Origin of the sequence: Chitinophaga fulva, from assembly GCF_012927205.1 — a bacterium.
Taxonomy (GTDB): Bacteria; Bacteroidota; Bacteroidia; order Chitinophagales; family Chitinophagaceae; genus Chitinophaga; species Chitinophaga fulva.
Map to the genome: position 1 here is coordinate 339,937 of NZ_JABBGC010000004.1, position 25,385 is coordinate 365,321.

Genomic DNA, 25,385 nt, shown 5'->3' on the forward strand with positions numbered 1-25,385 from the left:
GAGGACACAAAGGTATTAAAATATTGCTTTTTCTAAACTTCGATTACATTTGCCAGCGTCATTTTAATGCTTCATTACTACCGGCCTCTGCCGGCAAAAGTACGTTTATCTTATAAAAAGCAATAATATCTAATGAAAAGGATCTCCCTGCTTGCCTTTGCCCTGGTAATCGCCACTACAGGCACCCGGGCACAAAAGGCCACTTCTCCAAAACCTTTCAATCATCTGGCGACAGCCAAAAGCAGCAAAACAGCTGCCAAACCGAAACTGATCGTAGGCATGGTAGTAGACCAGATGCGCTGGGACTACCTGTACCGTTATAGCAACAGGTACGCTGCCGGAGGCTTTAAAAGACTGCTGCAGGAAGGCTTCTCCTGCGAAAATACACTGATCAACTACACTCCCACCATCACCGCCTGTGGACATACCTGTGTGTATACCGGCTCTGTACCGGCTATCCATGGTATAATCGGCAACACCTGGTACAGCCCCGAAATTGGTCGTACCATGTACTGCGCGGAAGACACCACCATGACTACCGTTGGCAGTGCATCCGCTGCCGGTAAAATGAGCCCTCGCAATATGCTGGTCACCACCATCGGTGATGAGCTGCGCCTGTCCAACCAGTTCCAGAGCAAAGTAGTAGGCGTGGCCATTAAAGACCGTGGCGCCATCCTGCCTGCCGGTCACAGTGCCAACGCCGCTTACTGGTATGACGGTAGCACCGGCAACTGGGTAACCAGCTCTTACTATATGAACGAGCTGCCAGGCTGGGCACAACAGTTCAATAACGAAAAATGGCCTCAGCAATACCTGTCCAAACCCTGGACCACGCTGTATCCTGCATCGTCCTATACCCTCAGCACCGCAGATGAAAAGGTGTATGAAGGCAAATATAAAAACAGCACTACCGGCACCTCTTTCCCGCATGATCTGAGCGGCGCTGCCAACAGCTCTATCGCTGCTTCTCCCTTTGGTAACACCATGACCCTGGAATTTGCCAAAAAAGCCATGGAAGCGTATAATATGGGTAAAGGCGCGGTGACCGATTTCCTGGCCATCAGCCTGTCTTCCACAGATTATGTCGGTCACCAGTTTGGACCTAATTCCATAGAAGCTGAAGATACCTACCTGCGCCTGGACCACGATCTGGCTACGTTCTTCCAGTACCTGGACGCCAATATCGGCAAAGGACAGTACCTGTTCTTTATCACTGCTGATCACGGCGTAGCCCATGTACCGGGATTCCTGGAGGAAAACAAACTGCCTGGCGGTACCTGGGATGACCGCGCTGCCATGAAAGACCTGAATGAGAAGCTTGCCACGAAATTTGGTGTAAAAGACGTGATTAAAGCGGTGGACAACTATCAGCTGTGGCTGAACCACGACGTGATCGAGGCTTCCGGCAAGAACTACAACGATATTCAGCAGTTTATTATTACCAACCTGCAAAAATCTCCTGCCATTGCCAAGGCGTTCCCTATCCGTGACCTGATGGTGACCGTTCTGCCTGAACCGATGCGCACCATGATGGCCAACGGTTACAATACCAAACGGAGCGGAGATATTCAGATTGTACTGTCCCCCGCTTATATCGACGGCGGCAAAACCGGTACCACACACGGTTTATGGTATCCTTACGATGCACACATCCCGCTGGTATGGATGGGATGGGGTGTTCATCCGGGTAAAACCAATCGTACTGTGGGGATGACAGATATAGCGCCTACACTGGCCGCGCTGTTGCACATCCAGATGCCCAGCGGCAACGTAGGACAAGTGATCCAGGAGATTACTCATTAAAAGTTTATTCCTTATATTGCTCAGGAAAGTACGGATGGTTACCCGGCAACCGTGGTGGCCATCCGTACTGCGTAATTCTTTACCATATGGAATTCAACTTGTTGCAATATGAGGTGGCGTCCCGTGTAGCCACGATCACGCTGAACCGGCCCGATAAGCGGAATGCGCTGAATGGCCAGCTGGTAGCGGAGCTTCGGCAGGCATTTGCCATCGCTGCCGCAGACGAAGGCGTGAAGGTGGTTGTATTGAAGGGCAATGGAGAAGCTTTTTGTGCCGGGGCAGACCTGGAATACCTGCAGCAGTTGCAGCAAAATACCTATGATGAAAATCTCGCTGACTCGCGGGAGTTAATGCAGTTGTTTCAGGAGATTTACCTGCTCGATAAGGTAGTGATAGCCCAGGTAGAGGGCCATGCCGTGGCCGGAGGCTGTGGGCTGGTAACGGTTTGCGACCTGAGTTATGCCGTACCCGAAGCCATGATGGGGTACACTGAGGTGAAAATCGGTTTTATACCCGCGCTGGTAGCTGTTTTCCTGGTTCGGAAAATAGGAGAGGGCAGGGCCCGGGAATTATTGTTGACCGGCCGGCTCGTGAGTGCCGAAAAAGCCGCCCGTGATGGCCTGATCACTGCTGTAATACCTGCCGGAGAAATTAAGGAACATGTGGCCAAAGTGGCTGCCAGCTTATGTAACGACGCATCCGGCAACTCCCTGAAGGTGACCAAAAAATTGATTGGCACAGTGTTGGACTTACCTATAAAAGACGGACTGGAGCATGCAGCCGAACTGAATGCTGCCACCCGTGGACATGAAGACTGTAAACGCGGGATAGCTGCGTTTTTGCATAAAGAAAAGCTTGTATGGTAAACTGTACCTGCTGTCACAACCACTAACCAACACACCACGACTATGTCATACCGGTTGTTTTTAACATATTTCCTGCTGTGGATAACCAGCCCTATACTGGCACAACGCGTTATTTCCGATGCTAAGATCGTTTACAAGATAGATCTGCCGCCTGAGCGCGCCCAGATGGATGCTATGCAGGAGGGAAGCACGCTCACCCAGTACATGAGAGGCCAGCTGAGCAGGATAGACATGGACTTCAACATTGTCAAATACACCTACCTGATCAATAGTAAGGATGAAACCTTGACCACGCTGATAGACCAGCATGGTAACAAATACCTCATCCGCGCCAATAAGGGGCAGTATGAAAAAGAGCTGAAGCAGTATGAAAATGTTCAGTTTAAAGATCAGGCTGAAACCCGGCAGATTGCTGGTTATACCTGTAAAAAGACGATCGGCACCATGCCGGACGGTACCACCTTTGAAGTATACTATACCCCCGATTTAGTGCCCGAAAACAGGCACTATAATCGCCGGTTTGTCAACCTGAAAGGGATACCCCTTGAATTTGAGATCGTGACCAAAACGGGCTCTAAAATGCGTGTAATCGCCACCAAGGTAGAGCTGTATCCTATCCCTGCTTCTTATTTTGATGTGCCAAAGACGGGTTACAAGATCGTAAGCCCTGAAGAGCTGAAAACGATGCAGTAAGGTAAACGCCGGGGCGGCGGCCGGTGGGCTGGTAAATGTTCCGCAAAGCAGCAGCTAAGCCGGCGTGGGCCCGGACATCTCCCGAAAAAATATAAAAGAAAAAGGCCTATCAAGAAGTTGTTAAACTTTTTGATAGGCCCATATTTGTACTTGAAGAAACGTTAAGGTCAGCCTTTCTTAAGCGGCAGGATAATCTGCAGTTTTTGAAAGTTCATGTTGTTCACTGGAGGCTGTATCGGTTGTACAGTGTAAGGAACAACATAAGTCGTATTACCCTTGGTGTAGGACATTACAGACTGGAAATTGATCACGTTGGTATTGGTGAACTTAAAATTTGAATTGTAGCTGCCTGTGAACCTGTAACCGGCGTCGAGGGCCAGGTTGGTTTTGGGCATGGCGGTATTCAACACGAAATGGACATTATCGGTCTTTTTCGCCTTGTCTTTTTCATTATCGGTAGGCAAAAGGGTGCTATTTGCCAGTGCGCTAATGGCGAACAGCGCCATAGCTCCCGCCAATAGGCAGGACAATGAAAAAGTCTTGGATATGTGAATTTTCGTTTTCATTGTAACACAAATATACAAACTTTTCGATCTATTATATAACAAATCCTTAACGCAAATTACAATAAATTCTTAATAAAATGTTAAAAAATTTATAAACGGTTTTAAATACTGCGAATTGGTGGAAACATAAAAGTCTTATATTTACATTAATGAGTAAAGATTTTTCTTTTTTAAACGAGGATTTTGATGATCTGAGAGACTTGTTGCAGCAGTTTGAAAATCTGAGGGCGGGTAAATCTCACTCTTTTCTGGACGAGGACTCATTTGAGCAGATCATAGACTATTATGACGAGCAGGATGAAATGCCGATCGCATTACAGGCCGCCGAAATAGCCATAGAGCAGTTTCCCTATTCCTCTGCACTTCTTCTGAAAAAAGCCAACTTACTGATAGAAACCAAAAAGTACAAAGAAGCCCTTCATTTACTGGACAAAGCTGCCGTGCTGGACCGCAACGATATCAATTTGTATATCCTGCAGACTGACGTGTACCTGGCACTGAACCAGCATCAGAAGGCTGCGGATGTACTCAATGAGCAGATTGACCAATTTGAGGGGGAAGACAAGACGGAATTGTTGCTGGAGCTGTCTGACGTGTATGATGACTGGGAGGAGTTTGAGAAAGTGTTCGACTGCCTGAAGATGGCGCTGGAACATGAACCCAACAACGAGGAGGCATTGCACAAGATCTGTTTCTGGACGGAGTTTACCGGCAGAAACGAAGAGAGTATCCGGTTACATACCTGGATCATAGATGAGCATCCGTTTAACCACCTGGCGTGGTTTAACCTGGGGACTGCCTATCAGGGGCTGAAGCTGTACGAAAAAGCGATAGACGCCTATCAGTACGCCGTGGCTATTGACGAGAAATTTGACTACGCCTACCGTAACATGGGCGATGCCTATATCCGTTTGCGTAAGTATGCCGATGCGATCGAAGTATTGCAGAAGCACCTGGAAATCGCCAAGCCGGAAGATGTGATCTATGAGGCCATCGGACATTGTTATGAGCGGCAGCGTAAGTATACCCAGGCCCGTTATTACTACCGGAAAGCTTCCCATCTGAGCCCCAACGACGACAAGCTGTTTTACAAGATTGCCGTGGCCTATATGATGGAGGAAAACTGGGACAATGCCGCCAAATCACTGCTTAACGCACTGAAAATAAACAAACAGAACGCAGAATATAATATGAGCCTCGGCGAATGTTACCTGCAGCTGGGCAAGGAGAAAGATGCATTGCTTTATTTCGTGAATGCCGTGCGTATCCGTCCGAAGAGCGTGCTGCCCTGGCAGGAGCTTATAAAAGGCTTGTATGTATTTGGTTTTCTGGAAGAAGCGCTCGATCAACTGGCCGCCGCCGAAGAAAAAGCCGGCCGTAAACCGGTATTCCAATATTACCGGGCCGCTATCCTGATAGCGCAGGGCAAGACCAAAGAAGGATTGCTGCACCTGGAAACCGCGCTGCAGCAGGCCCCTAAGGCCCTCAAAAAGCTGGTGGAGCTGGATCCAGCCATATTACAGCATGTGAGTGTGGTAGACCTGATCGCTCAATACCGCAAGAAACGTTAACCAATGTTATTTACTTTTAAAATAAAGTATAGTCTTCTTATTTTTGCGCCGGCTTTTTAAATTGTCATGGACATAAGCCATTGTATTTCCGGTTAATAAAATTGCAGCTACACTATCCCAACTTGCCCGGGTGAAAATAGTATGTGTTTTACTGACCTATAAGAAGATAAAAATATTTCAAATGAATTTTAATCTGACACAAATCCCGGAAAGGACGCAGAAACCCCGCACCCATGGACTTACCATGGTGATGGACAAGGGGCTTAGTTTGGAAGAAGCAAGAAATTTTTTATCGGCGTCGGGACCTCACGTGGATATCCTGAAACTCGGCTTTGGTACTGCGTTTGTCACGCCCAACCTGCGCGCAAAAATTGAGCTTTACCAGTCGGCCAACATTCCGGTATATTTTGGCGGTACTTTGTTTGAAGCATTTCTGATCCGTAACCAGTTTGATGAATATGTGAAGCTGGTACAGGATTACGGTATTAGTTACATGGAGGTGTCTGATGGTTCTATCATCATCCCGCATGCTGAAAAGTGCGGCTATATCGAAAAGCTGTCCAAAATCGGCCTGGTACTGAGCGAAGTAGGCTCCAAAGACGCGGAACATATTATTCCTCCTTATAAATGGATCGAATTAATGAGAGCGGAACTGTCTGCCGGCGCTACCTATGTGATCGCAGAAGCCCGTGAAAGCGGTAACGTTGGTATCTACCGTGGTACCGGTGAAGTACGCGAAGGCCTGGTACAGGAAATCCTGACCCAGATCCCCGCTGAAAAAATCATCTGGGAAGCACCACAGAAAGCACAACAACTGTACTTCCTGGAGCTGGTAGGCTGCAACGCTAACCTCGGTAACCTGGCGCCCAACGAGGTGATTTCCCTCGAAGCGATGCGCGTAGGCCTGAGAGGTGATACCTTCCACCTGTTTCTTGACAAGGAATAATTCCGTAAAGGAATGATATATTAGAGACCTGATTATTTATAATGCAACAAAACATTCTAAATAATCAGGTCTCTTCTTTTTTAAAAAACAACACATGAAAACATACGGCCTTATTGGTTATCCGCTCAGCCACTCTTTTTCCAAAGGTTTCTTTACCCGGAAATTTGAAGAAGAGAACATCGCCGGACACCAGTATGAAACCTTCCCCATACCCGCTATCACTGAGTTTCCGGCATTACTGGCCCAACATCCGGACCTGTGCGGCCTGAATGTCACTATTCCCTACAAGGAACAGGTGATCCCTTATCTCGATGAACTCAGCGACGCTGCCGCCAAAATTGGGGCTGTCAACTGCATCCGCTTTAAAGACGGTAAAAAGAAAGGCTTTAATACTGATGTGATCGGGTTTCGAAATTCCCTGGAACCCTTGCTGCAACCGCATCATAACAAGGCCCTCGTACTGGGTACCGGCGGCGCGGCCAAAGCTGTGACGTATGCCCTGCAGGAAATGAACATCGCCTATATAGTGGCCAGCCGTACACCCGGTAACGGAACGGTGGCTTACAGCTCACTGGACCAGGCCACCATGGAGGCCCACACACTGATCATCAATACTACGCCGCTGGGCATGTATCCTAACGTAGACGCCTGTCCGGACATTCCTTATGAATACATCACCTCCAGTCATCTGTTGTATGACCTGGTGTATAATCCGGCAGAAACCCTGTTCCTGCAGAAAGGCGCCGCACAAGGCGCTGGCATCAAAAACGGGCATGAGATGCTGATCCTGCAGGCAGAAGCATCCTGGGATATCTGGAACAAATAGCCGTTAAATCATCATAAAATCAAAGAGCGAAGACCTCCATCAGGAAATCTTCGCTCTTTGATTATCAGTTTGTACCAGCTACTGCGGCTTGATCATATAATACATACAGGTTGTCACAAAATCACGCACATAGGGGATCGCCGATACCGGCTTCCATTGCTCACGGGCGCTGACATTGAACTTGTATTTGTAGATGGGATTGATCAGGTAGAACCGGCGTTGTGTAATTTTATAGCCCTGACGTTTTACGATCCGCTCAAACCGTTCGATGGAAATGCCGGTGGATTTCACATCCATCAGCTCCTGAACGATATCATTTTCTTCCCCGAACATCCGCAGTACGCCACGGTAAACCGGTTTAGGCAACAGGTGAATATAAGGCACCATGCTTAGGAATTTATTATGACAGATCTGCTGGTGGCCGCCATGAGGCATGTACCAGGGCGGAAAACCAAAGTATACCTGTCCGCGTGGTGTGAGCAGTTGTTTGAGGTGACCGACAATTTTCTCCTGGTCCGGTATGTGTTCGATGGCATCTTTCAGGATGATTACATCAAAAGAGTTACGGAATTCTCCCAGAAAATCAACATCATAAATATTTTTGGCAATCAGCTTCAGTTGCCCGGTAGTTTCATATTTCCCCAGAAAACTTCTGGCCAGTTCTATCCTGGCCGGCGCCAGGTCTACTCCTACGCAGCGGCAGCCTTTTTCCAGCAAAGGGGTGAGCACACCGCCTTCACCGCAGCCCACTTCCATGACACGAAGGCCTTCCAGCTGCGGAAATTCCTGCTGGATAAACGGCATCACGTAATCGCGTGAGTTGTCTACCTGTTGCTGATAACGGAGCGTAGCATTCTTATGGTGTTCTAATGACATGATAGCAAAATTGCGTGAATTTATGCAAAAGCTTCAAGCTTTTAATAGTTATCGGTTATAATATTTTACTATATAACCGGTAGTTAGTCAGGATATGGTGCGCTAAACGTGATTTAGCTATCTTTGCGGGATGCAAACAACCGATAAGACGAAATACCAGGAAGGAGCTGTAATACTGGTCAATAAACCGCTGACATGGACTTCCTTTGATGTAGTACGCAAAATAAGAAATTTAACGAAAGCCAAAATAGGGCATGCCGGCACACTGGACCCGCTGGCTACCGGATTGCTGATCTGCTGCACCGGTAAGATGACCAAAAAGATCAATGAGTACCAGGCTCAGGAGAAAGAATACACCGGTACTTTTACCCTCGGCGCCACCACGCCTACTTTCGACAAGGAGTCTGAACCGGAAAATTTCAAAGACATTGCCGGTATCGATGAGGCTGCCCTGAAAGCCGCTACTGCAGGTTTTTTAGGAGAAATTATGCAACTGCCTCCCATCCATTCTGCCATTAAACAAAACGGTAAACCCATTTATCTGCTGGCCAGAAAAGGGGTAGATGTGAAAGTGGAGCCCCGTAAGATCACCATCTCCGAATTTGAGATCACTAAAATAGAATTGCCAGTTGTACATTTCCGCGTGGTATGCAGCACGGGCACGTATATACGTTCCCTGGCCAACGATTATGGCGCTGCATTGGGCTGTGGTGCCTATCTGAGCAGTTTGTGCCGCACCCGCATCGGTGCTTTCAAGCTGGAAGAAGCCATCAATATGGAGGAATTTATATCTGCCAACAGCGCGCCTAAAACGGATAACCAATAGCGATATTCCAGATAATATTGTTTTTACGCCATTTACTGCTTCCGAGGTCCCACTCGCTGATATACCAGCCATTGTTGCTGTCAGCGTAATAAGGCACTTTCAGCGGGATGCCCCAGTCGAGGCGGATCAGGAAGAAGGAAAAATCCAGTCTCAGGCCGGCGCCGGTACCGATCGCCAGATCGTGATAGAGCTGGTCGAAGCGGAATTCGGAGCCAGGCCTTGTAAGATCTTTCTTGATCATCCAGATGTTACCCATATCGACGAAGGTGGCGCCTTTAAGATTGATGGTGCCGCCAAACATCCGTAACAGATCGAACCGGTATTCTACGTTGCCTTCCAGTTTCATATCGCCGGTTTGGTCCGGGAATATCTGGGCGCTGGAAGAAGTGTCCTTGTAGGAGCCAGGGCCCAGTGTACGCAGGCGGAAAGCGCGGATACTGTTGGGACCACCGGAGGTGAACTGTCTTACATAAGGCAGTACTGTTGATGTGCTGTAGGGGATGCCCACACCTGCATATATCCTGGTAGCCAGCCCGCTATGAATGCCCAGCCGCCAGTAGTGACGGTAGTCGGCCTCCATCTTCACAAAATTGGAAATATTTACTTTGGTGAGGGATTCAATATTTGATTTGTTGCCGGCAGCCATACCTACCAGGCTATTGATACCATTCAGCCACAATCCAGATTCTTCAATGTTTGCCCTGAAATAGCTGTAATGCCGTTGGTGCAGCAGGTCATTGTTGCTGTAGATGAACGAAACGCTTTCTCCGCCGATCAATGCCGGTTCAAAGCTGCGCTTCAGATATGGGTTGGGGTCTACGGTCGTAGCCTTAAAGTTAGGATCAAGGTTTACGCCCACATAGTTGAGGGTAAATGGTTTTACTATCCAGCGTTTGTATAAACTTTCGTTCCAGTCATAGCCATAGGAGAGGTTGATACTGGTGATGTCGAATTTCTCAATACGTGACAGAAAGTTAGCGCCGAAAGTAAGCCTGGTTTTTACATTGGACCGGGCCGCCTGCCGGATATTGAACGGTAGCGCGAAGCGGGGCCAGGTAAAACTCATCTCTCCGCCAAACTCCCTCGATTGCAACACCCATCCTTCGACCGGTTTATTCACCAGTTCAATGCCGGTGTTGAGGCTCATACTTAGCTGCGTAGCACTTTTAGCGAGATTGATATGCCTGTAGTTGAGACTGACACCGGAACCTAACGTATAGTCGGAGCTGTTACTCAACTCGAAGTTGATGCCCAGTTCCTGTTTGCGCCGGGGCGTGAGGAACAGATAAGCATCCAGTCCGTGTGCGGTATCCTTGTTTTCCTTGTATTGCAGGGTGACGAACTGCCAGACGCCGAGGTCATACAGTTTATTGACCGTATTATTGTACTGCTGCAGGGAGTACGTTTCTCCGGGTCTCAGCAGGATGGATTTGGACAGTGTTTTAGGTTTCAGGATATCCTGGTGAGAACGGATGGTAATGTATTTGCGATTGTCTTCCCTGAGGGTGGAATCGTTGGGATTACCATTGAGCGGGAAGTCAGGATATGCGTAAATTTTGCTGATATGGTAGCGTTGCCAGGTCGCGAAGGCTGAGTCTTCCGGGTTTTTAATCCTTACTTCCACGTCCATCGTGGGTTTTTCGCGGCCTTTGTTTTCCGTGAAGATGTTCACAAATCCTTCAAAGGGGTTGAGGGAGTTGCGGAACAGCGCTTTATTGAGGGTATCGACTTCAAATTCGATGGCATCGCGGCCAAATTTGTAGTAGCCGGCATCGCGGATGACGCGGGTGAGCCTTTCCCTTTCCGATGATAAGGTGGCCGATTTGTAGGCGATACCTTTTTTCAGGAGCGACAGGTCCTGGTTGGCTTGCACAATGGCGAGGAGATTGGTGTCGGGCACTTCGTAGGTGATTTTATCGAGTACGAAGTTGCGGCCGGTATTCACTTTATAGGTAACACTGGTTTTGCGCCGTTTCTCACTGGGATCGGCTGTCACCGTAGCGTAGAAGAAGCCCTGATTATGCAGGTAGCTGGTCATGCGGGAAATGGATTCCTTTGTTTTGGCGGAATCGTAGATCACCGGTGCTTCCAGGTTTCTTTTGGAGAGCACCATGTTCCAGAACCAGCTGGATTTTTTCTCATTATATTTCTGATTGAACAGCCATACCTTAATACGGGTAGTCAGCAGTTTTTTGTTGGGCTGCTGGGTCATCAGTGACTTGGAAGACAAGGAACTGCGGATATCCTGTTTTTCGGAATTGAGGATATCGCCTTTTACATCTACAGTACTGCTGACATATAAAGTCTGGTCCTGTTGCAGGTATTTGGTATTGGAACATGCGCCCAAAGCCAGTATCCCAACCAGCAGCAGCAAATATCTCAGCAAAGAAGTCCTTGAATTGGGTGGCGGCTGCATCACGGGCGAAAACGTTATAATATTTTAAATGGTAATACTGAACCCTACCTCCGGCAGCCTGTTTCTTGGCTGATTAAAAGAAATCGTGTAGGTTTGGCCTCATGTTGTCAAAGGCGCAAATTAAATATATTCAATCATTACAGCACAAAAAAAACCGTCAAAAATCCAGCCAGTATATTGCGGAGGGAGACAAGATCGTACAGGAACTACTACAGGCGGGCATGCCAGTGAAAGCCGTATATGCCACCAGCGCATGGTTGCTTCAGCATAGCCAGCTCCTGGACCGTTTGCCGGCAGATGCCGTAATAGAAGTGGATAACGCCACCCTGAAACAACTTTCGGCACTTACCACGCCGAACAACGCCATGGCCCTGCTGGATATGCCACCGGCAGATGGGGGGCTCCCGCCGGAAGGCACCGTAGTACTGGCGCTCGAAGCCATCCAGGACCCCGGCAACATGGGCACGCTGATTCGTATAGCCGACTGGTTTGGCATCCGGCAGATCATCGTTTCCCCGGACTGTGTGGATGTTTATAATCCCAAAACCATACAAGCCACAATGGGCAGCATTGCCCGGGTACAGGTGAAGGAAATGGACCTCCGGACGCTGCTGGAAGAAAGTAAATTACCTTCCTACGCCGCCACCCTGCATGGAGAGGACATCACCCGCTTTACCACCATCCGCGAAGGGATTATCCTGATCGGTAATGAAGGCCGGGGACTGATGGAAGAGACCATCGCCCAGGCTACCCATCGCATTACCATCCCGCGCCTTGGAGGCGCCGAGTCCCTGAATGCAGCCGTAGCCGCCGGCATTATTTGTGGCAGATTATTGATTTAACTGACTGTCATGTCCCGATATCTGTTTTTGTGTTTGTTGATACTGTGTTTCGCCTGCCAACGTCCCGCGCCGCGACAGATAACGCCTGCTTTTTATTATTGGAAACAGACATGGACCGGCAATGCCCACGAGATGCAATACCTGCGTGGACTGCCGGCCAGGAGACTGTACGTTAAAATGTTTGATACCGATGTTGACCCCGGGACAGGGAAACCCATACCGGTCGCGATACTGCGGGAGCAGGTACCCCTGCCGGACAGTATTGACATCATCCCGGTGGTATTCATCGTAAATGAAGTGTGGACCAAGCCGGATACTGCCCTCGCTGCCAATATTAACCGGCTGCTGGAGCAGTTGTGTTATAATATTCCTACCGGCCGTATTCCGGAAGTACAGATGGACTGCGACTGGACGCGTACTTCCCGGGATGCCTACTTTGCTTTTCTGCAACAGCTGCGGGAGCAATCTTTTTTCCGCCATCGTCAGCTGTCAGCCACTATCCGCATGCACCAGGTGAAGTTTTTGACCAACAGCGGCGTGCCACCGGTGGACAAAGGTCTGCTGATGTGTTACAATATGGGTGATCTGCGGAAAGCGGGAGACCATAACTCCATCCTGGATGAAAACACCATGAAATCTTATATCGGCAATGACAGGGTATCCGCTTATCCGGTACCTTTGGATATTGCTTTACCATTGTTCGACTGGTCGGTATTGTTCAGGGATGGCCGTTATGCCGGCATCCTCCGTAATATCGGAAACACAGACCTTCAGGACTCCGCACTGTTTGCGCCATCGGGGAAATACGTTTACACCGTCCGGAAAGATAGTGTGGTAAATGGCTACCTGTTAAAAGCAGGCAATGTTGTCCGCCGTGAAACCAGCGAGCCCGCTGTGCTGGAAGCCGTTTCCCGCATGGTAGCCCGGCAACGACAGGATTATGACCCTGTTGTTATTTTTTATCATTTGGATTCAGTAACCCTTCATAATTATCCGTTGGATGAACTACAAAAAATTTATCGTTTTTTCCATTAGCTTTTGTGCCGTGCTGTTTGGCAATGTGATCTATACCCTGTCCTGCGGACCGGATGCAGATCCCTATGATTATTACATCTCCTTTTTTAATCCTTATCAGTCGGGAAAAGGGTATGAGCCGTTTTATTATACCGGCATGAGCCCTTTTTATGATGACGCCACCACGCCTTCGGAAATGGAGGTGAATGTGAGCGACTGGCAACGGTTTGCCGGGGATAAGGTAAAAGTCGGTGATATCCGGGAGTACATCTACACCTATACCAAAGATGAGATGTCGGCGGTGGCCACCCGCAGCACCGCTTCCCTGCCTGACAGTGTGCGTAAAAATACATTTGCGCAGTTCCTGCAGGAAGAACGTAACCAGGAGGCTGCCCGCTACCTGTTGTTTGCGAAAACCTGTGAGCCGTCTGTGAGCCAGATCGACCCATGGACGCCGCCTACCCGCAATATGCCTACCATGGAGGCATTGGGAAAAGAGGCGGCTGAACTGTATGAGAAAACCAGCAACAAAGACCTTCGTGAACGTTATGCTTTGCAGCAGGTAAGGCTGCTGCATTACAGTGGCCGGTATGAAGATGCCGCCACCACCTTCGATAAGCTGTTTAAGAAAGGAGGTTCCTCGCTGATGTATTACAAAGCGCTGGCGCTGAAAGCGGGTGCTGTGCAGCATATGGGCGACTCTATACAAGGTGCGTATCTGTTTTCCCGTGTATTCGACAAGGCGCCGGCATTGCGTATCAGCTGTTATACCAGTATGAGATGGGGCAACGCTCCGGAAGAAGCAGTGTACAATCTTTGTAAAGATAACCGCGAAAAAGCCATGGTAGCGGCTATTTATGGCATGCGGAAAGATGAGATCACATTGGAACCACTGAAGAAGGTGTATGGGTTCGATCCTGCATCTCCGGCGTTGACGGTATTGATGGGCCGTGAAATCAGCAAACTGGAATCCCGGTTTCTCGACAGGACCATTTCCACTTCTACCGATTCCGTATCTATGGCCGGGCTGGTGACGCTTCCTCCTGAAATGGCTACCATCGCCAATACCCAGATACGCCCGCTGGTGGGCTGGATGAACAGTGTGATCGAAAAAGGAAAAGTAAAAGACCTCGCTTTCTGGCAAGTGAACTCCGCCTACCTCTCCTATATGTGCCGCGACTATGATGTGGCGAGGGCGCAGCTGGACAAGGTAAACAGCAAAGAACCGGAGATCCGTAATCAGTGGGAGGTGGTGAATTTGTTGATCAACATCAACCAGCATAAAACCATCGACAAAGAGCTGGAAGATAAATTACTGGGCACCTTTAAATGGCTGGACGGCCAGCTGGCGGCCGCACCGCGACAAGGAGAGTGGTGGGCGACCGGCCGTGACAGGTTTTTCAGCAAAACATATCGTAACCTGCTGGGTGCAATCCTGGCGCCTAAGTATCATCAGCAGAAGGACTTTGCCAAAGAAGCGTTGGTCCGTGGCCGTTGTGATAGCCTGAACGTATATGATTATTTCCTCTCCGGCCAGTCAGCGACGGCCCAGATATGCGATGAGATGAACAGCGCACAGCTGCTGCAACTGCACAATTTCATGAAAGCTACCGGTAAAACGCCTTACGAGACTTACCTGACCGGCTTTTTCCCCAAAGAAGTAGATTTGAACGCAGCCCTCGGGGAAAGTTACCTGCGCGTGCATGATTTCAAAACCGCGCAACAGTGGTTTAGAAAAGCCGGCAAGATGGCTTCTTCTTACCTTGTATTCAAGGAGCTGTTTCAGGATTTCGGTCCGGACGATGCACCTGAAAAGGCCTATCCCAAAGCCATTACACAGTTACAGTTCTGCGATAAGATGTTAGCCTTGCAGGAAAAAATGAAAGTAGCGCCTGTGGATGCGAAGGTTTACTACGAATATGCGACAGGCCTGTTTAATATCACTTATTACGGCAGAACGTGGAACTTTGTAAGCCGCTACCGGCCATCTACAGGGTGGTACACCACGGAGTGTGAAAAAGATCCTTTTGAGCGGCAGTATTTTGGTGCCTATGGTGCGGAAGGTTATTATCTGAAAGCCGCGCAAGTAGCCACAGATCCTGAATTCAGGGCCAAATGTTTCTTTATGGCAGCGCGTTGTTATCAGAAACATGTTACGCCTATGGAAGATGGCAATAAGTATTACGCAGCGTTGGTACGTAACCGTTATTTCCCTGTGTTGCGGAACAACTATTCCCAGACACGCCTGTACCAGGAGGTATATGGGCAATGCAGTTATCTGCGCGACTTCGTGAAGAGCGGAAGATAAAGTTATTTGAACTGGATGGCTTTTACCGGCATGATTTTCCGGATAATGAGCGACGGGATCAGTAGCACCAATACACAGATGGTGAGTGTGCCCAGATTGATCAGCACTATTTCCGGCCATCTGATATCGATAGCGGCCATCGACATGTAGTAAGACTCTTCCGGGAGTTTGAAGATGCCGGTGGCCTTTTGCATAAAGGCCAGCCCCAGCCCGAAGAAGTCGCCGATGAGGATCCCCATGAGGATGATGTACCCTGCCTGGAACACAAATATCTTTTGGATTTTCCAGTTACGCATGCCCAATGCTTTGAGGATGCCTACCATGTTAGTCCGTTCCAGTATCAATATCAGGATGGCGGTGATCATGTTGATAATAGCCACGATGGTCATGATCACAATAATGATCAGTTCATTCTGGTTTTGTAACTGAAGCCAGTCGAAAATATTGGGATAGATATCGCGGATGGTACGGGTAAAAAGTTGATCGGGTAGCGCGTTGTTGTCGATGATGCGGGCGGTGGTGTCCATCTTATGATAATCCTGGAGCATGATCTCATAACCGCCTACCTGTGCGGGTTCCCAGTCGTTGAGCCGGCGAACGAGGTTCAGGTCACCGATAACATAAGTCTTGTCATATTCTTCGATACCGGTTTTAAAGATGCCGGAAACCTGTAATTTGCGGGCGCGGGGCGGTAGTCCGCCGCCCTGTATGAAGTAGATGATTACTTTATCATCGACCTTTAGCTGCAGTTCTTTCGCCATGTTGGTGGAAATCATAATTTCCGGTGCATAACTGGTATCATTAAAACGGGGTGGCCGGCCGGTTTGAATGAACCGCTGCAACTGTGGCCAGTCATAGCTTTTATCTATCCCTTTGAAGATGATGCCGTTGATTTCCTTTTCGGATTTGATAATGGCCGATTTGGTGGCATAAGGATAGATGGACTTTACGCCGGGCACTTTTTTGATACTGTCTATCAGGGTAGGCCTGGAGGTGAAGGGTATTTCTTCGGTCAGCGGGCCGGCATTAGGCTGGTATTGATTGACGTGAAGATGTCCCCAGAAGCTGAAAATCTTGTCCTGAATGACCTGCTGAAAACCATTGACCAGGGCTGTTGCCAGAATCATTACCGCCACGCTGACTGCGGTAGCAGCTACAGCGATGTTGATGATGAACTTCGAAAAAGAGGAAGCTTTGTTAAAAGCGATCTTTCTGGCAATAAAAGCAGATAATTCCATTGAACTGATTTCGATTAAAGCAAATGTAGGAAATCAAAAATCAAATCTCTAAATAAGCAAATAATCGTAACTTGAATACAACCAAATAGCCAGTATGCGTATAGCAGCTTTTCTTTCATGGGTGGTCCTGGCAGCCTGTCTGTTTACCGGCAGGGTGATGGCGCAGGCAAATGTCATTACACCGGACCATATTTACCACAACAACATCAAGTCCGTCAAATTCAATCAGCAGGGCGATCCGCTGAGTATGCCCATGTATACCATTGGTACAGGGGAGAAACTGGAGCTGTCTTTTGATGACATGGACAACGATGTGAAAACCTACTATTATTCTTTTATCCTTTGTAACGCAGACTGGACACCGGCTCAGGTAAACCAGTTTGATTACATGCGTGGGTTCTCTGAAACAAGGATACTTAATTACAAGATGTCGTCTGTAGCGTTGCAGCGGTATACGCACTACAGTGTGCAGTTGCCGGGCACCAACAGTTATCCGGTCAAGTCGGGCAACTATCTGCTGAAGGTATACCTGGACAGTGATACCACCCAGCTGGCATTTACCCGCCGTATGTATGTAGTGGAATCAAAGGCCGGTGTTGCCGGATTTATCCAGCAGCCGGTGTCGCCAAAATTGTTCCGCACTCATCAGAAGGTGAATTTCGAAGTCAATACCGGCTCTCTGAATATCCAGAATCCTTTTGACCAGATCAAAGTGGTGATCCTGCAAAACTACCGTTGGGACAATGCTATCACCAACCTGAAGCCGCAGTTTATTAACGGTAATGTGATCAAGTACAATGCGGAGCTGGATTGTGTCATTCCCGCAGGGAAGGAGTTCCGCTGGATAGATCTGCGAAGTTTCCGTTTACAGACGGAGCGGGTGCACCGGTCGGAGTATCACGCCAACAGTACAGATGTTTTCGCCGTGACAGATGTGGAGCGGGCTGACAAGGTATATCAGTTCATCAAAGACGTCAATGGTAAGTATTACCTGGCTACGCTGGATGATTATAATCCTAATTTTGAGGGTGACTATGCATCTGTACATTTTTCTTTTGCCTCCCCTGAACCTTACGCCGGATATGATATGTATATTTTTGGGGAGATGACAGACTACGAGCTTAACAGCAATAGTAAGTTGACCTACAACGCCGCCAGCCGGGCTTATGAAGGAACATTGTTCCTGAAGCAGGGATACTACAACTATATTTATGGGCTGGTAGACAAGACGGTGCCTAACGCAAAATTCAACACTGATTTAACGGAAGGCAACTGGTGGGAAACGGAGAACAACTATACTATTTTGTTGTACTTCCGTCCGTTGGGCGGCCGTGCAGATGAGCTGGTGGCCAGTGTTACCTTAAATTCTATGCTGAACCGCAAGTAAGCGGTTGAGATACGTTATAAAGCAAAGACCTGATGATATGCTCATCAGGTCTTTTGCATTTTTAACAATAAAACACCTATTTATATAACAACAAAACAACCTTGTTTGATTATACACCTACCGTCTGCCGTAGCTTCACAATGTTGGCTGCACCACGTTTGATGATAATGCGGGTGCCTCTTTCGTAGGTGAAGTAGCGATAGAACCAGTTGATGAATACCACGAGTTTATTACGGAAGCCGAGCAGGCTCATAAGGTGCACGATCATCCATACTATCCAGGCGAAGTAGCCGTTGAGCCGCATGTTGGCAAATTCGGCCACTGCCCTGTTTCGTCCGATGGTGGCCATACTGCCGAGGTCTTTGTAATAGAAGCCTTTCAGTGGTTTTTTCTCCAGTATGAGGCGGATATTGTGTGCCAGGTTTTTCCCTTGTTGGATAGCCACCTGGGCTACCATAGGATATCCTTTCGGGAAGCGCTGGTCGTTAGTCATTTGCGCGATATCGCCGATGGCGAATACGTTTTCATATCCTTTTACCTGGTTGAATTCATTGACCAGAATGCGGCCGTTAGGCAGCAGGATGTCTTGCGGGAGACCATTTACCGGTACGCCTTTCACGCCGGCAGACCACAAGAGGGATTGTGATTCGATGGTTTCTCCATTGCTGAGGGTGATGGTATGGCCATCATATTCTTTTACGCCGGTGTTGACCATCACTTTAACGCCCAGTTCCTGTAACGCATGCAGGGTGCGTTCGGATGTTTTTTCGCTGAAAGAAGCCAGCAGTTTAGGTCCTGCTTCGATCAGGTAAACATTCATCAGGGATTGGGGCAGATCAGGATAGTCTTTAGGCATGATATATTTCCGTAGTTCAGCGAACGCACCTGCCAGTTCCACACCGGTGGGGCCGCCGCCTACCATAACGAAATTCAGTTTAGGTTTTATCTCTTCGGGGTTTTTCAGCAGCAGACTTTCTTCAAATTGTTTCACCACATAGTTTCTGATCTGTACTGCTTCGATCAGGGATTTCATGCCGATGGCATTTTCTTCGATGGCTTTATTACCGAAGAAGTTGGTATTGCTGCCGGTGGCGAAGACGAGGTAGTCGTAGCGAATGTCACCGATGCCTGTTTCCAGTATGTTTTCTGTTGCTTTGATGCCAGTTACTTCTGCCATACGGAAGACGAGGTTTTTCTGTTTTCTGAAGATGCCTCTGAGTGGGAAAGCGATACTGTCGGGTTCCAGGCCTGCCGTAGATACCTGATAAAGCAGTGGCTGGAAGAGGTGATAATTGTTTCTGTCGAGTAAGACTACCTGAACCGGAGCATGTTTCAGCTGTTTGGCCAAATTAATACCACCAAATCCTCCTCCTACAATAACTACGCGCGGTTGAGCTGATTCCGGAATGTTAGGCTGGATCATAATTCATCTATTTATTTTGTATTTGGATATGGCATGCCTCGTTATAACATTCTGATATTGTCGGCAGTTCAAATGCCGTACCAGTAGTAATTTTTATCAAAGTTACGAAACTTTCAGAAAAAAATGAAAATTACTTACATGATAAATATCAGGTTTTTAAAATAGGCGTTCCCGTGAGGGGAAGAATTTCAGGCATCGCAGGGCTGGGAGTCAAATCCGGGTTGATGAAAGGCGACGTTTTTGTTTTGCGGCAGGGGGTGGGAAACCAGGGGCGTGTGGGGTATGGAAGGCAACGTTTTGTATCGGGGAACAGATCGCCGGTAATCCGGGGGCATGGGGCATGGGAGGAGAGGTTTTGTATCAGGGGATTGGGGTGTATGGGGTAGGGAGGTAATGTTTTACATCGGAAAATAGATTTTCGGGAATCCGGGTCCAAGGGATATGGATGTAGTGTTTTACGTCAGGGAATGGACTGCCGGAAATCCGGGGCCATGTGGTATGGAGGTAGTGTTTTACATCGAGGAGTAGATTTTCGGGAACCCAGGGCCAACGGGAGGGCTATGTTTTATATCGGGGAATGATTTCCGGGAACCCAGGGCTGAAGCCCTGGGCTACGATGTTATTCAGGCTGATTAGGAGAAGGTCCTTAAGTATCAGCCTGCATTAGTCAAGTCATCACCATCACGGAAGGAGGACGGCATTGTAATATTATACCGCTGGTTTCTGTGATAGATACATGACTTTGTTGCTTCCGGATCTGTCAACAATAGAGCATATCCGGAGGATGAATGCTCTATGTTGTTATCCTATAATTTGAAATCTATGCACTGAGGTATCTTGAACAACATCGTAGCCCAGGGCTTCAGCCCTGGGTTTACGGGATGATGTTTTATGAAGCCAGAAAGGCATTGTATATTACCGCTGCCGCTACGGCTCCTGCAATAGGGCCGGCAATGGGTATCCAGGCGTAGCTCCAGTCGCTGCCGCCTTTTCCGGAGATAGGCAGTATAGCGTGCATGATGCGCGGGCCGAGGTCTCTGGCGGGATTGATGGCATAGCCGGTAGGGCCGCCAAGGGAGAGGCCGATGGCCAGTACCACAAAAGCTACGGGCAGCGCATCGAGGGAACCGATGCCACTGGCGGGTTTGGTGATATAAAAGACAGCCAGTATAAAAACGAGCGTGGCAATAAACTCGGTGAGGAAATTATAGCCTGGTGTTCGTATGGCCGGGATGGTACAGAAGACGCCCAGTTTGCTGGCGGCATCTGTTGTGGCGTCGAAGTGTTTTTTGTAGCAAAGCCATACGAGGCCGGCGCCCAGCATAGCTCCCAGCATCTGGGCAGCGATGTAGGATGGTACAAGCGACCAGCTGAAGGAGCCTTTCACGGCCAGCGCAATGGTCACGGCAGGATTGAGGTGGGCGCCGCTGTACTGTCCGGCGCAGAACACACCGACGAATACGGCCATGGCCCATCCCATGGTAATGACGATCCAGCCGCCCTGGTTGCCTTTGGACCGGCTCAGTACTACGTTGGCGACTACGCCGTCGCCGAGGGCGATGAGAAAAGCTGTTCCGATAATTTCGGCTAAGAATGGTGACATGTGTGGAATTTTTAGGCTTCTTCTGTCCAGGCCTGGGCTGCTCTCACAGCACGTTTCCAGTCCTTACAAAGTTGTTGGCGTTGTGTTGTTTTCATAGTGGGTTCAAAGGTAGCGTCTACCTTCCACTGGCGGGCGATGGATGGTATACTGTCCCAGTATCCGACGGCGAGGCCGGCGAGGTAGGCGGCGCCTAATGCGGTGGTTTCGGTGATATGCGGGCGTACCACACGTACCTGCAGCAGGTCTGACTGGAACTGCATGAGCAGGTTATTGCTGGTGGCGCCGCCATCGACGCGTAGTTCGCTGATGGGCATACCGGCGTCGCCTTCCATGGCTTTGAGCACGTCCATGGTCTGGAAGGCGATACTGTCGAGTGCTGCGCGGGCGATGTGTGCCGCACTGGTGCCGCGGGTGATGCCTACCATGGTACCACGTGCATGCTGGTTCCAGTAGGGGGCGCCCAAACCGGCGAAGGCTGGCACGAAGTATACGCCATCGCTGTGGGGTACGGTAGCGGCCAACTTTTCCACGTCCGCAGAATGCCGGATGATGCCGAGGCCGTCGCGCAGCCACTGTACTACGGCTCCGCCGATGAAGATGCTGCCTTCGAGGGCGTAGGTGGTTTTGCCATTGATCTGCCAGGCTACCGTGGTGAGCAGGTTATTTTTGGACGGGATGGGTTTGTCACCGGTATTGAGCACCATAAAACAGCCGGTGCCATAGGTGTTTTTCAGCATACCGGGCTCGGTACACATCTGTCCGAAGAGCGCCGCCTGCTGGTCGCCGGCGATACCGGCAATAGGAATACGATAGGGGGTGAGCGTAGCTTCGGAGTAGCCATACACTTCGCTGGATGGTTTTACTTCCGGTAGCATGGAAGCTGGGATATCAAAAAGCGCGAGCAGTTCCGTATCCCATTTCATGTCGTGGATATTAAACAACAATGTGCGGGACGCGTTGCTCACATCGGTGATGTGCAGGTGGCCGTTGGAGAAGTTCCAGGTGAGCCAGCTGTCTACCGTGCCGAAGGCCAGTTCACCGGCTTCTGCTTTTTGTCTGACGCCGGGAACATTGTCCAGTATCCATTTGATTTTGGTAGCGGAGAAGTAGGCATCTATACGGAGACCGGTTTTGTCTTTGATCAGTTGTTCTTTGCCTTCTTTGATGAGGCTGTCGCAATAGGCGGCGGTGCGGCGGTCCTGCCATACGATGGCATTATGCACAGGTTTGCCGGTTTTACGGTCCCATATGATGGTGGTTTCCCGTTGATTAGTGATACCGATGGCGGCGATGTTATCGCCGGAGATACGGGCTTTGAGCAGCACTTCCGCGGCTACGCTGGCCTGTGACGTCCATATTTCCATGGCATCATGTTCCACCCATCCGGGTTGGGGGAATATCTGTTTGAATTCTTTTTGTGCAGTAGCCTTAATACTGCCATCGTGGTCGAAGATGATGGCGCGGGAGCTGGTGGTGCCCTGGTCCAGCGCAAGAATGTATTTCCCCATCCGGTTAATGGTTTTAGTGGTTAACAATTTACAAAAAAAATCCCCGGCGCAAGAACTGCACCGGGGATACACCATCTAAAAAATATCTTGGAAATTACATTTTCTTGGCATCTTCCAGGAACTTGGCAAGGCCGATATCCGTTAACGGATGTTTCAGCAGGCCGAGGATGGAATCTAACGGGCAGGTACATACGTCAGCACCTACTTCCGCACATTTTACGATGTGGAGGGCGCTGCGGATGGATGCTGCGAGGATCTCCGTTTTGAAGCCCTGCAGGCTGTATATCTGTGCAATCTGTGCGATCAGTTCAACACCGTCCCAGTTGCTGTCATCAATACGACCGATGAAAGGAGATACGTAAGCAGCACCGGCTTTGGCAGCCAGGATAGCCTGACCGGCAGAGAACACGAGGGTGCAGTTGGTGCGGATACCGTTCTCAGAAAACCATTTGATGGCTTTTACACCTTCTTTGATCATCGGTACTTTCACCACAATGTTGGGGTGAATAGCGGCCAGTTTCTTACCTTCTTCCACGATAGATTTGAAATCAGTAGAAAACACTTCCGCGCTCACATCTCCGTCCACGATTTCGCAGATGTCTGCATAATGTTTCAGGATAGCGGCTTCACCTTTAATACCTTCTTTGGCCATCAGTGACGGGTTGGTGGTAACACCATCCAGTACGCCGAGATCATGAGCTTCTCTTATCTGATCGAGATTGGCTGTATCGATAAAGAATTTCATACTATTAAGAATTAGATTTGTAAGACTCGATTTGCGTCATTTTGTGGAGTACACTGTCATTAGCGAAGAGGTGAGCAAATAGTAACCAGATGACTACTGACGAGCAACTAATGACCTTTAAAAAAGAAAAAAGGCAAGTTACTTATATCGCACCGCTTCAACCACCTACCCTTGCTACATTCCTGTCCTGGGGGAGTTCAGCAGGAGCTGGTCGTATAAGACTTGCCGGTTGCAAAGGTAATGCAATCCACTGAAAATCCAAATTTTGTAAAAGAAATCTCAAAAAAAATGTTGGGTCAGCTTCTATAGTGTATTATTTTCCGGTTAAAAAATCAACCAAATATGTATGCACCGCAATTGTTATACTTGAATTTTTGTGTATCTTGTTGACGTTTTAATCCCAGACAGCGGGCTGGAACATGTGGCGGCCGCCTGTCTTTATTCTTTCATTCAAAACTATATCCTTATGGACAACACCAATAGTGGTGCCGTTTTTGCCATGATGCTCCCCTTCCTTTGGTTTTGCCTCGGTCTTGCTGTTTTCTCCGTTATCTGTATGTGGAAAGTATACAAGAAAGCCGGTTTTGAAGGCTGGGAATGCATTATCCCCATTTACAGCACACTTATTCTGTTGAGGATTATCGGCAAACCATGGTGGTGGTTGCTGATGTTTTGCATCCCCGTTGTGAACATTGTTTTCGCCATTATGGCAATGGACCTGCTCAGTAAAAGTTTCGGGAAAGGCCTTGGCTTTACGCTGGGACTGATATTCCTGGGCTATATCTTCATCGCTATTATCGCATTCGACCGGACTATTGTGTATCAGGGGCCAGCAGGCGACCCCAACGCTCCCCGGCCACAACAGGATGTCAATTCAATCGGTCAAAAACTCGTTTAACTGTAAAATCTATTTTTTAATTCTATATACTGTTTCAACCTATGGATTCATTTAACCAAGCCAAAAACTCCGACCTGCTTTCTGATCTGCAGGAACCGGTAGCCTTCGACCACGCCTCCAAAGGGCAACGTTTTGCTAATCTGCTTATCGATGGTGTTATTCTGGGCGTAGCTCAGAATATATTTGCCGCGATACTGGGATTAGGAACTTTTGAAGCCATCGGGATCGGCCTCGTCGTTAACCTTGCTTATTACACCGGCATGGAAGGATTCGGCGGCGGACGTACCGTTGGTAAAATGGTAACCGGCACCCGTGTGGTAAGCACCAACGGTGAAGCACTTACTACCGGCAGGATCTTGCTCCGTACCGTTTGCAGATGGGTGCCTTTCGAACCATTCAGCATGCTGTTTGGTGATGCCCCCTGGCACGATACGTGGACTGACACCGCTGTAGTGAAAGGCAAATAAGTCAGTGCAAATATCTTCTTCAAAAAGAAAGGCCGAAGCAGGGATATCCCGCTTCGGTCTTCGTTTTTGAAAACATCTTCTGAAAATTTTTATCCCCTATGGAATCAATTGACAAATCCCATTCTACTGACCTGCTGTCTGATCTGCAGGACCCCGTCATTTTTGAATATGCCTCTAAAGGACAACGTTTTGCCAACCTGTTCATTGACATGATTATCATTGATCTCGGCATGGCGCTATTGCTGAATGTTATTCCGGGCGCACTGTTGTTATTGCCGTTTCTGATTATCTGGTACATTGGGTATTTTGTCTGCATGGAAGCATTTGCCGGCGGCCGCACCATTGGAAAAATGGCGACCAACACCCGCGTGGTAAATTTGGACAAAGGACCGATCAGTATCGGGCAGGCATTTGGCCGGATCTTCTCCAGACTGGTCCCTTTTGAAGCTTTCTCAGCGCTGTTCGGTGTGCCATGGCACGATCAGTGGACGAATACAACCGTGATCAAAAACAAATAAGACGGTTTAAAAAAGCGAGGCCGAAGTGCAATGCTTCGGCCTCGC

22 protein-coding genes and 1 other RNA gene are annotated in these 25,385 nt (G+C 48.8%); 14 read left to right on the forward strand and 9 right to left on the reverse strand.

From position 1 onward, the window contains the following. The first annotated feature begins 132 nt into the window (after positions 1-132). From pafA to HHL17_RS29820, 3 genes are all read left to right on the forward strand, one after another. Entirely contained in the window at positions 133-1,803 is a 1,671-nt protein-coding gene (gene pafA / locus HHL17_RS29810) for an alkaline phosphatase PafA (RefSeq protein ID WP_169228486.1), read from the forward strand. Positions 1,804-1,889: 86 nt separating this feature from the next. Further along, positions 1,890-2,669, forward strand: coding sequence for an enoyl-CoA hydratase/isomerase family protein (locus tag HHL17_RS29815; protein ID WP_169228487.1), 780 nt, complete (start codon positions 1,890-1,892; stop codon positions 2,667-2,669). Positions 2,670-2,711: 42 nt separating this feature from the next. Then, positions 2,712-3,362: a hypothetical protein gene (locus HHL17_RS29820; protein ID WP_169228488.1), complete on the forward strand. Its 651-nt coding sequence runs from the start codon at positions 2,712-2,714 to the stop codon at positions 3,360-3,362. Positions 3,363-3,529: 167 nt separating this feature from the next. Here the strand turns inward: HHL17_RS29820 and HHL17_RS29825 are convergent, their stop codons facing one another. Then, on the reverse strand, positions 3,530-3,928 hold the full coding sequence (locus HHL17_RS29825) for a hypothetical protein (RefSeq protein ID WP_169228489.1): 399 nt from the start codon (positions 3,926-3,928) through the stop codon (positions 3,530-3,532). Between the two features lie 149 nt (positions 3,929-4,077). On the opposite strand from HHL17_RS29825, the gene HHL17_RS29830 reads away from it, so the two are divergent. The 3 genes from HHL17_RS29830 (at position 4,078) to HHL17_RS29840 (ending at position 7,271) form a co-directional block, all read left to right on the forward strand. Then, a complete protein-coding gene (locus HHL17_RS29830) occupies positions 4,078-5,499 on the forward strand; it encodes a tetratricopeptide repeat protein (RefSeq protein WP_169228490.1) in 1,422 nt (473 codons plus the stop codon). A 181-nt stretch (positions 5,500-5,680) separates the two neighbouring features. Beyond that, on the forward strand, positions 5,681-6,445 hold the full coding sequence (locus HHL17_RS29835) for a phosphosulfolactate synthase (protein ID WP_169228491.1): 765 nt from the start codon (positions 5,681-5,683) through the stop codon (positions 6,443-6,445). A gap of 94 nt (positions 6,446-6,539) precedes the next feature. Continuing rightward, on the forward strand, positions 6,540-7,271 hold the full coding sequence (locus HHL17_RS29840) for a shikimate dehydrogenase family protein (RefSeq protein WP_169228492.1): 732 nt from the start codon (positions 6,540-6,542) through the stop codon (positions 7,269-7,271). A gap of 78 nt (positions 7,272-7,349) precedes the next feature. On the opposite strand, the gene HHL17_RS29845 is transcribed toward HHL17_RS29840, so the two are convergent. After that, positions 7,350-8,147: a class I SAM-dependent methyltransferase gene (locus HHL17_RS29845; RefSeq protein ID WP_169228493.1), complete on the reverse strand. Its 798-nt coding sequence runs from the start codon at positions 8,145-8,147 to the stop codon at positions 7,350-7,352. A 130-nt stretch (positions 8,148-8,277) separates the two neighbouring features. Here HHL17_RS29845 and truB point away from each other — a divergent pair, with 130 nt between their 5' ends. After that, the gene (truB, locus tag HHL17_RS29850) at positions 8,278-8,973 is read left to right on the forward strand and encodes a tRNA pseudouridine(55) synthase TruB (protein ID WP_169228494.1); all 696 of its coding nucleotides are present in this window, start codon (positions 8,278-8,280) and stop codon (positions 8,971-8,973) included. Here the strand turns inward: truB and tamL are convergent. Next, a complete protein-coding gene (gene tamL, locus HHL17_RS29855) occupies positions 8,954-11,359 on the reverse strand; it encodes a translocation and assembly module lipoprotein TamL (protein WP_169228495.1) in 2,406 nt (801 codons plus the stop codon). The two genes, truB and tamL, sit on opposite strands and share 20 nt — an antisense overlap. Positions 11,360-11,490: 131 nt before the next feature. Here tamL and HHL17_RS29860 point away from each other — a divergent pair, with 131 nt between their 5' ends. The 3 genes from HHL17_RS29860 to HHL17_RS29870 are packed head-to-tail and all read left to right on the forward strand — an operon-like array spanning position 11,491 to position 15,553. After that, positions 11,491-12,231 (forward strand): TrmH family RNA methyltransferase, encoded by a 741-nt coding sequence (locus HHL17_RS29860; RefSeq protein WP_394353307.1) that lies wholly within the window; start codon positions 11,491-11,493, stop codon positions 12,229-12,231. Positions 12,232-12,240: 9 nt separating this feature from the next. Beyond that, complete coding sequence (locus HHL17_RS29865; protein ID WP_169228497.1) at positions 12,241-13,266, forward strand: hypothetical protein; 1,026 nt, start codon at positions 12,241-12,243, stop codon at positions 13,264-13,266. Beyond that, entirely contained in the window at positions 13,232-15,553 is a 2,322-nt protein-coding gene (locus HHL17_RS29870) for a hypothetical protein (protein WP_169228498.1), read from the forward strand. Before HHL17_RS29865 ends, HHL17_RS29870 begins: the two co-directional genes overlap by 35 nt. A gap of 2 nt (positions 15,554-15,555) precedes the next feature. Here HHL17_RS29870 and HHL17_RS29875 read toward each other — a convergent pair whose 3' ends face one another. Beyond that, on the reverse strand, positions 15,556-16,791 hold the full coding sequence (locus HHL17_RS29875; RefSeq protein WP_169228499.1) for an ABC transporter permease: 1,236 nt from the start codon (positions 16,789-16,791) through the stop codon (positions 15,556-15,558). 94 nt (positions 16,792-16,885) lie between these two features. On the opposite strand from HHL17_RS29875, the gene HHL17_RS29880 reads away from it, so the two are divergent. Continuing rightward, positions 16,886-18,178, forward strand: a complete 1,293-nt coding sequence (locus HHL17_RS29880) for a type IX secretion system plug protein (RefSeq protein ID WP_169228500.1) — start codon at positions 16,886-16,888, stop codon at positions 18,176-18,178. Between the two features lie 109 nt (positions 18,179-18,287). Here HHL17_RS29880 and HHL17_RS29885 read toward each other — a convergent pair whose 3' ends face one another. The 5 genes from HHL17_RS29885 to ffs form a co-directional block, all read right to left on the reverse strand. Next, entirely contained in the window at positions 18,288-19,601 is a 1,314-nt protein-coding gene (locus HHL17_RS29885; protein WP_169228501.1) for an NAD(P)/FAD-dependent oxidoreductase, read from the reverse strand. 889 nt (positions 19,602-20,490) lie between these two features. Next, a complete protein-coding gene (locus HHL17_RS29890; RefSeq protein WP_169228502.1) occupies positions 20,491-21,204 on the reverse strand; it encodes an MIP/aquaporin family protein in 714 nt (237 codons plus the stop codon). 11 nt (positions 21,205-21,215) lie between these two features. Next, positions 21,216-22,712 (reverse strand): glycerol kinase GlpK, encoded by a 1,497-nt coding sequence (gene glpK / locus HHL17_RS29895; RefSeq protein WP_169228503.1) that lies wholly within the window; start codon positions 22,710-22,712, stop codon positions 21,216-21,218. Positions 22,713-22,806: 94 nt separating this feature from the next. After that, on the reverse strand, positions 22,807-23,457 hold the full coding sequence (gene fsa, locus HHL17_RS29900; protein ID WP_078667044.1) for a fructose-6-phosphate aldolase: 651 nt from the start codon (positions 23,455-23,457) through the stop codon (positions 22,807-22,809). 128 nt (positions 23,458-23,585) lie between these two features. Continuing rightward, positions 23,586-23,685: signal recognition particle sRNA small type (gene ffs / locus HHL17_RS29905), an RNA gene on the reverse strand. Positions 23,686-23,923: 238 nt separating this feature from the next. Here ffs and HHL17_RS29910 point away from each other — a divergent pair. The 3 genes from HHL17_RS29910 to HHL17_RS29920 all read left to right on the forward strand — a co-directional run bounded on the left by HHL17_RS29910 (position 23,924) and on the right by HHL17_RS29920 (position 25,340). Further along, a complete protein-coding gene (locus HHL17_RS29910) occupies positions 23,924-24,355 on the forward strand; it encodes a DUF5684 domain-containing protein (protein WP_169228504.1) in 432 nt (143 codons plus the stop codon). Positions 24,356-24,396: 41 nt separating this feature from the next. Next, on the forward strand, positions 24,397-24,822 hold the full coding sequence (locus HHL17_RS29915; protein ID WP_169228505.1) for an RDD family protein: 426 nt from the start codon (positions 24,397-24,399) through the stop codon (positions 24,820-24,822). A 98-nt stretch (positions 24,823-24,920) separates the two neighbouring features. Continuing rightward, positions 24,921-25,340: an RDD family protein gene (locus HHL17_RS29920; RefSeq protein ID WP_169228506.1), complete on the forward strand. Its 420-nt coding sequence runs from the start codon at positions 24,921-24,923 to the stop codon at positions 25,338-25,340. The last annotated feature ends 45 nt before the right edge of the window (positions 25,341-25,385 follow it).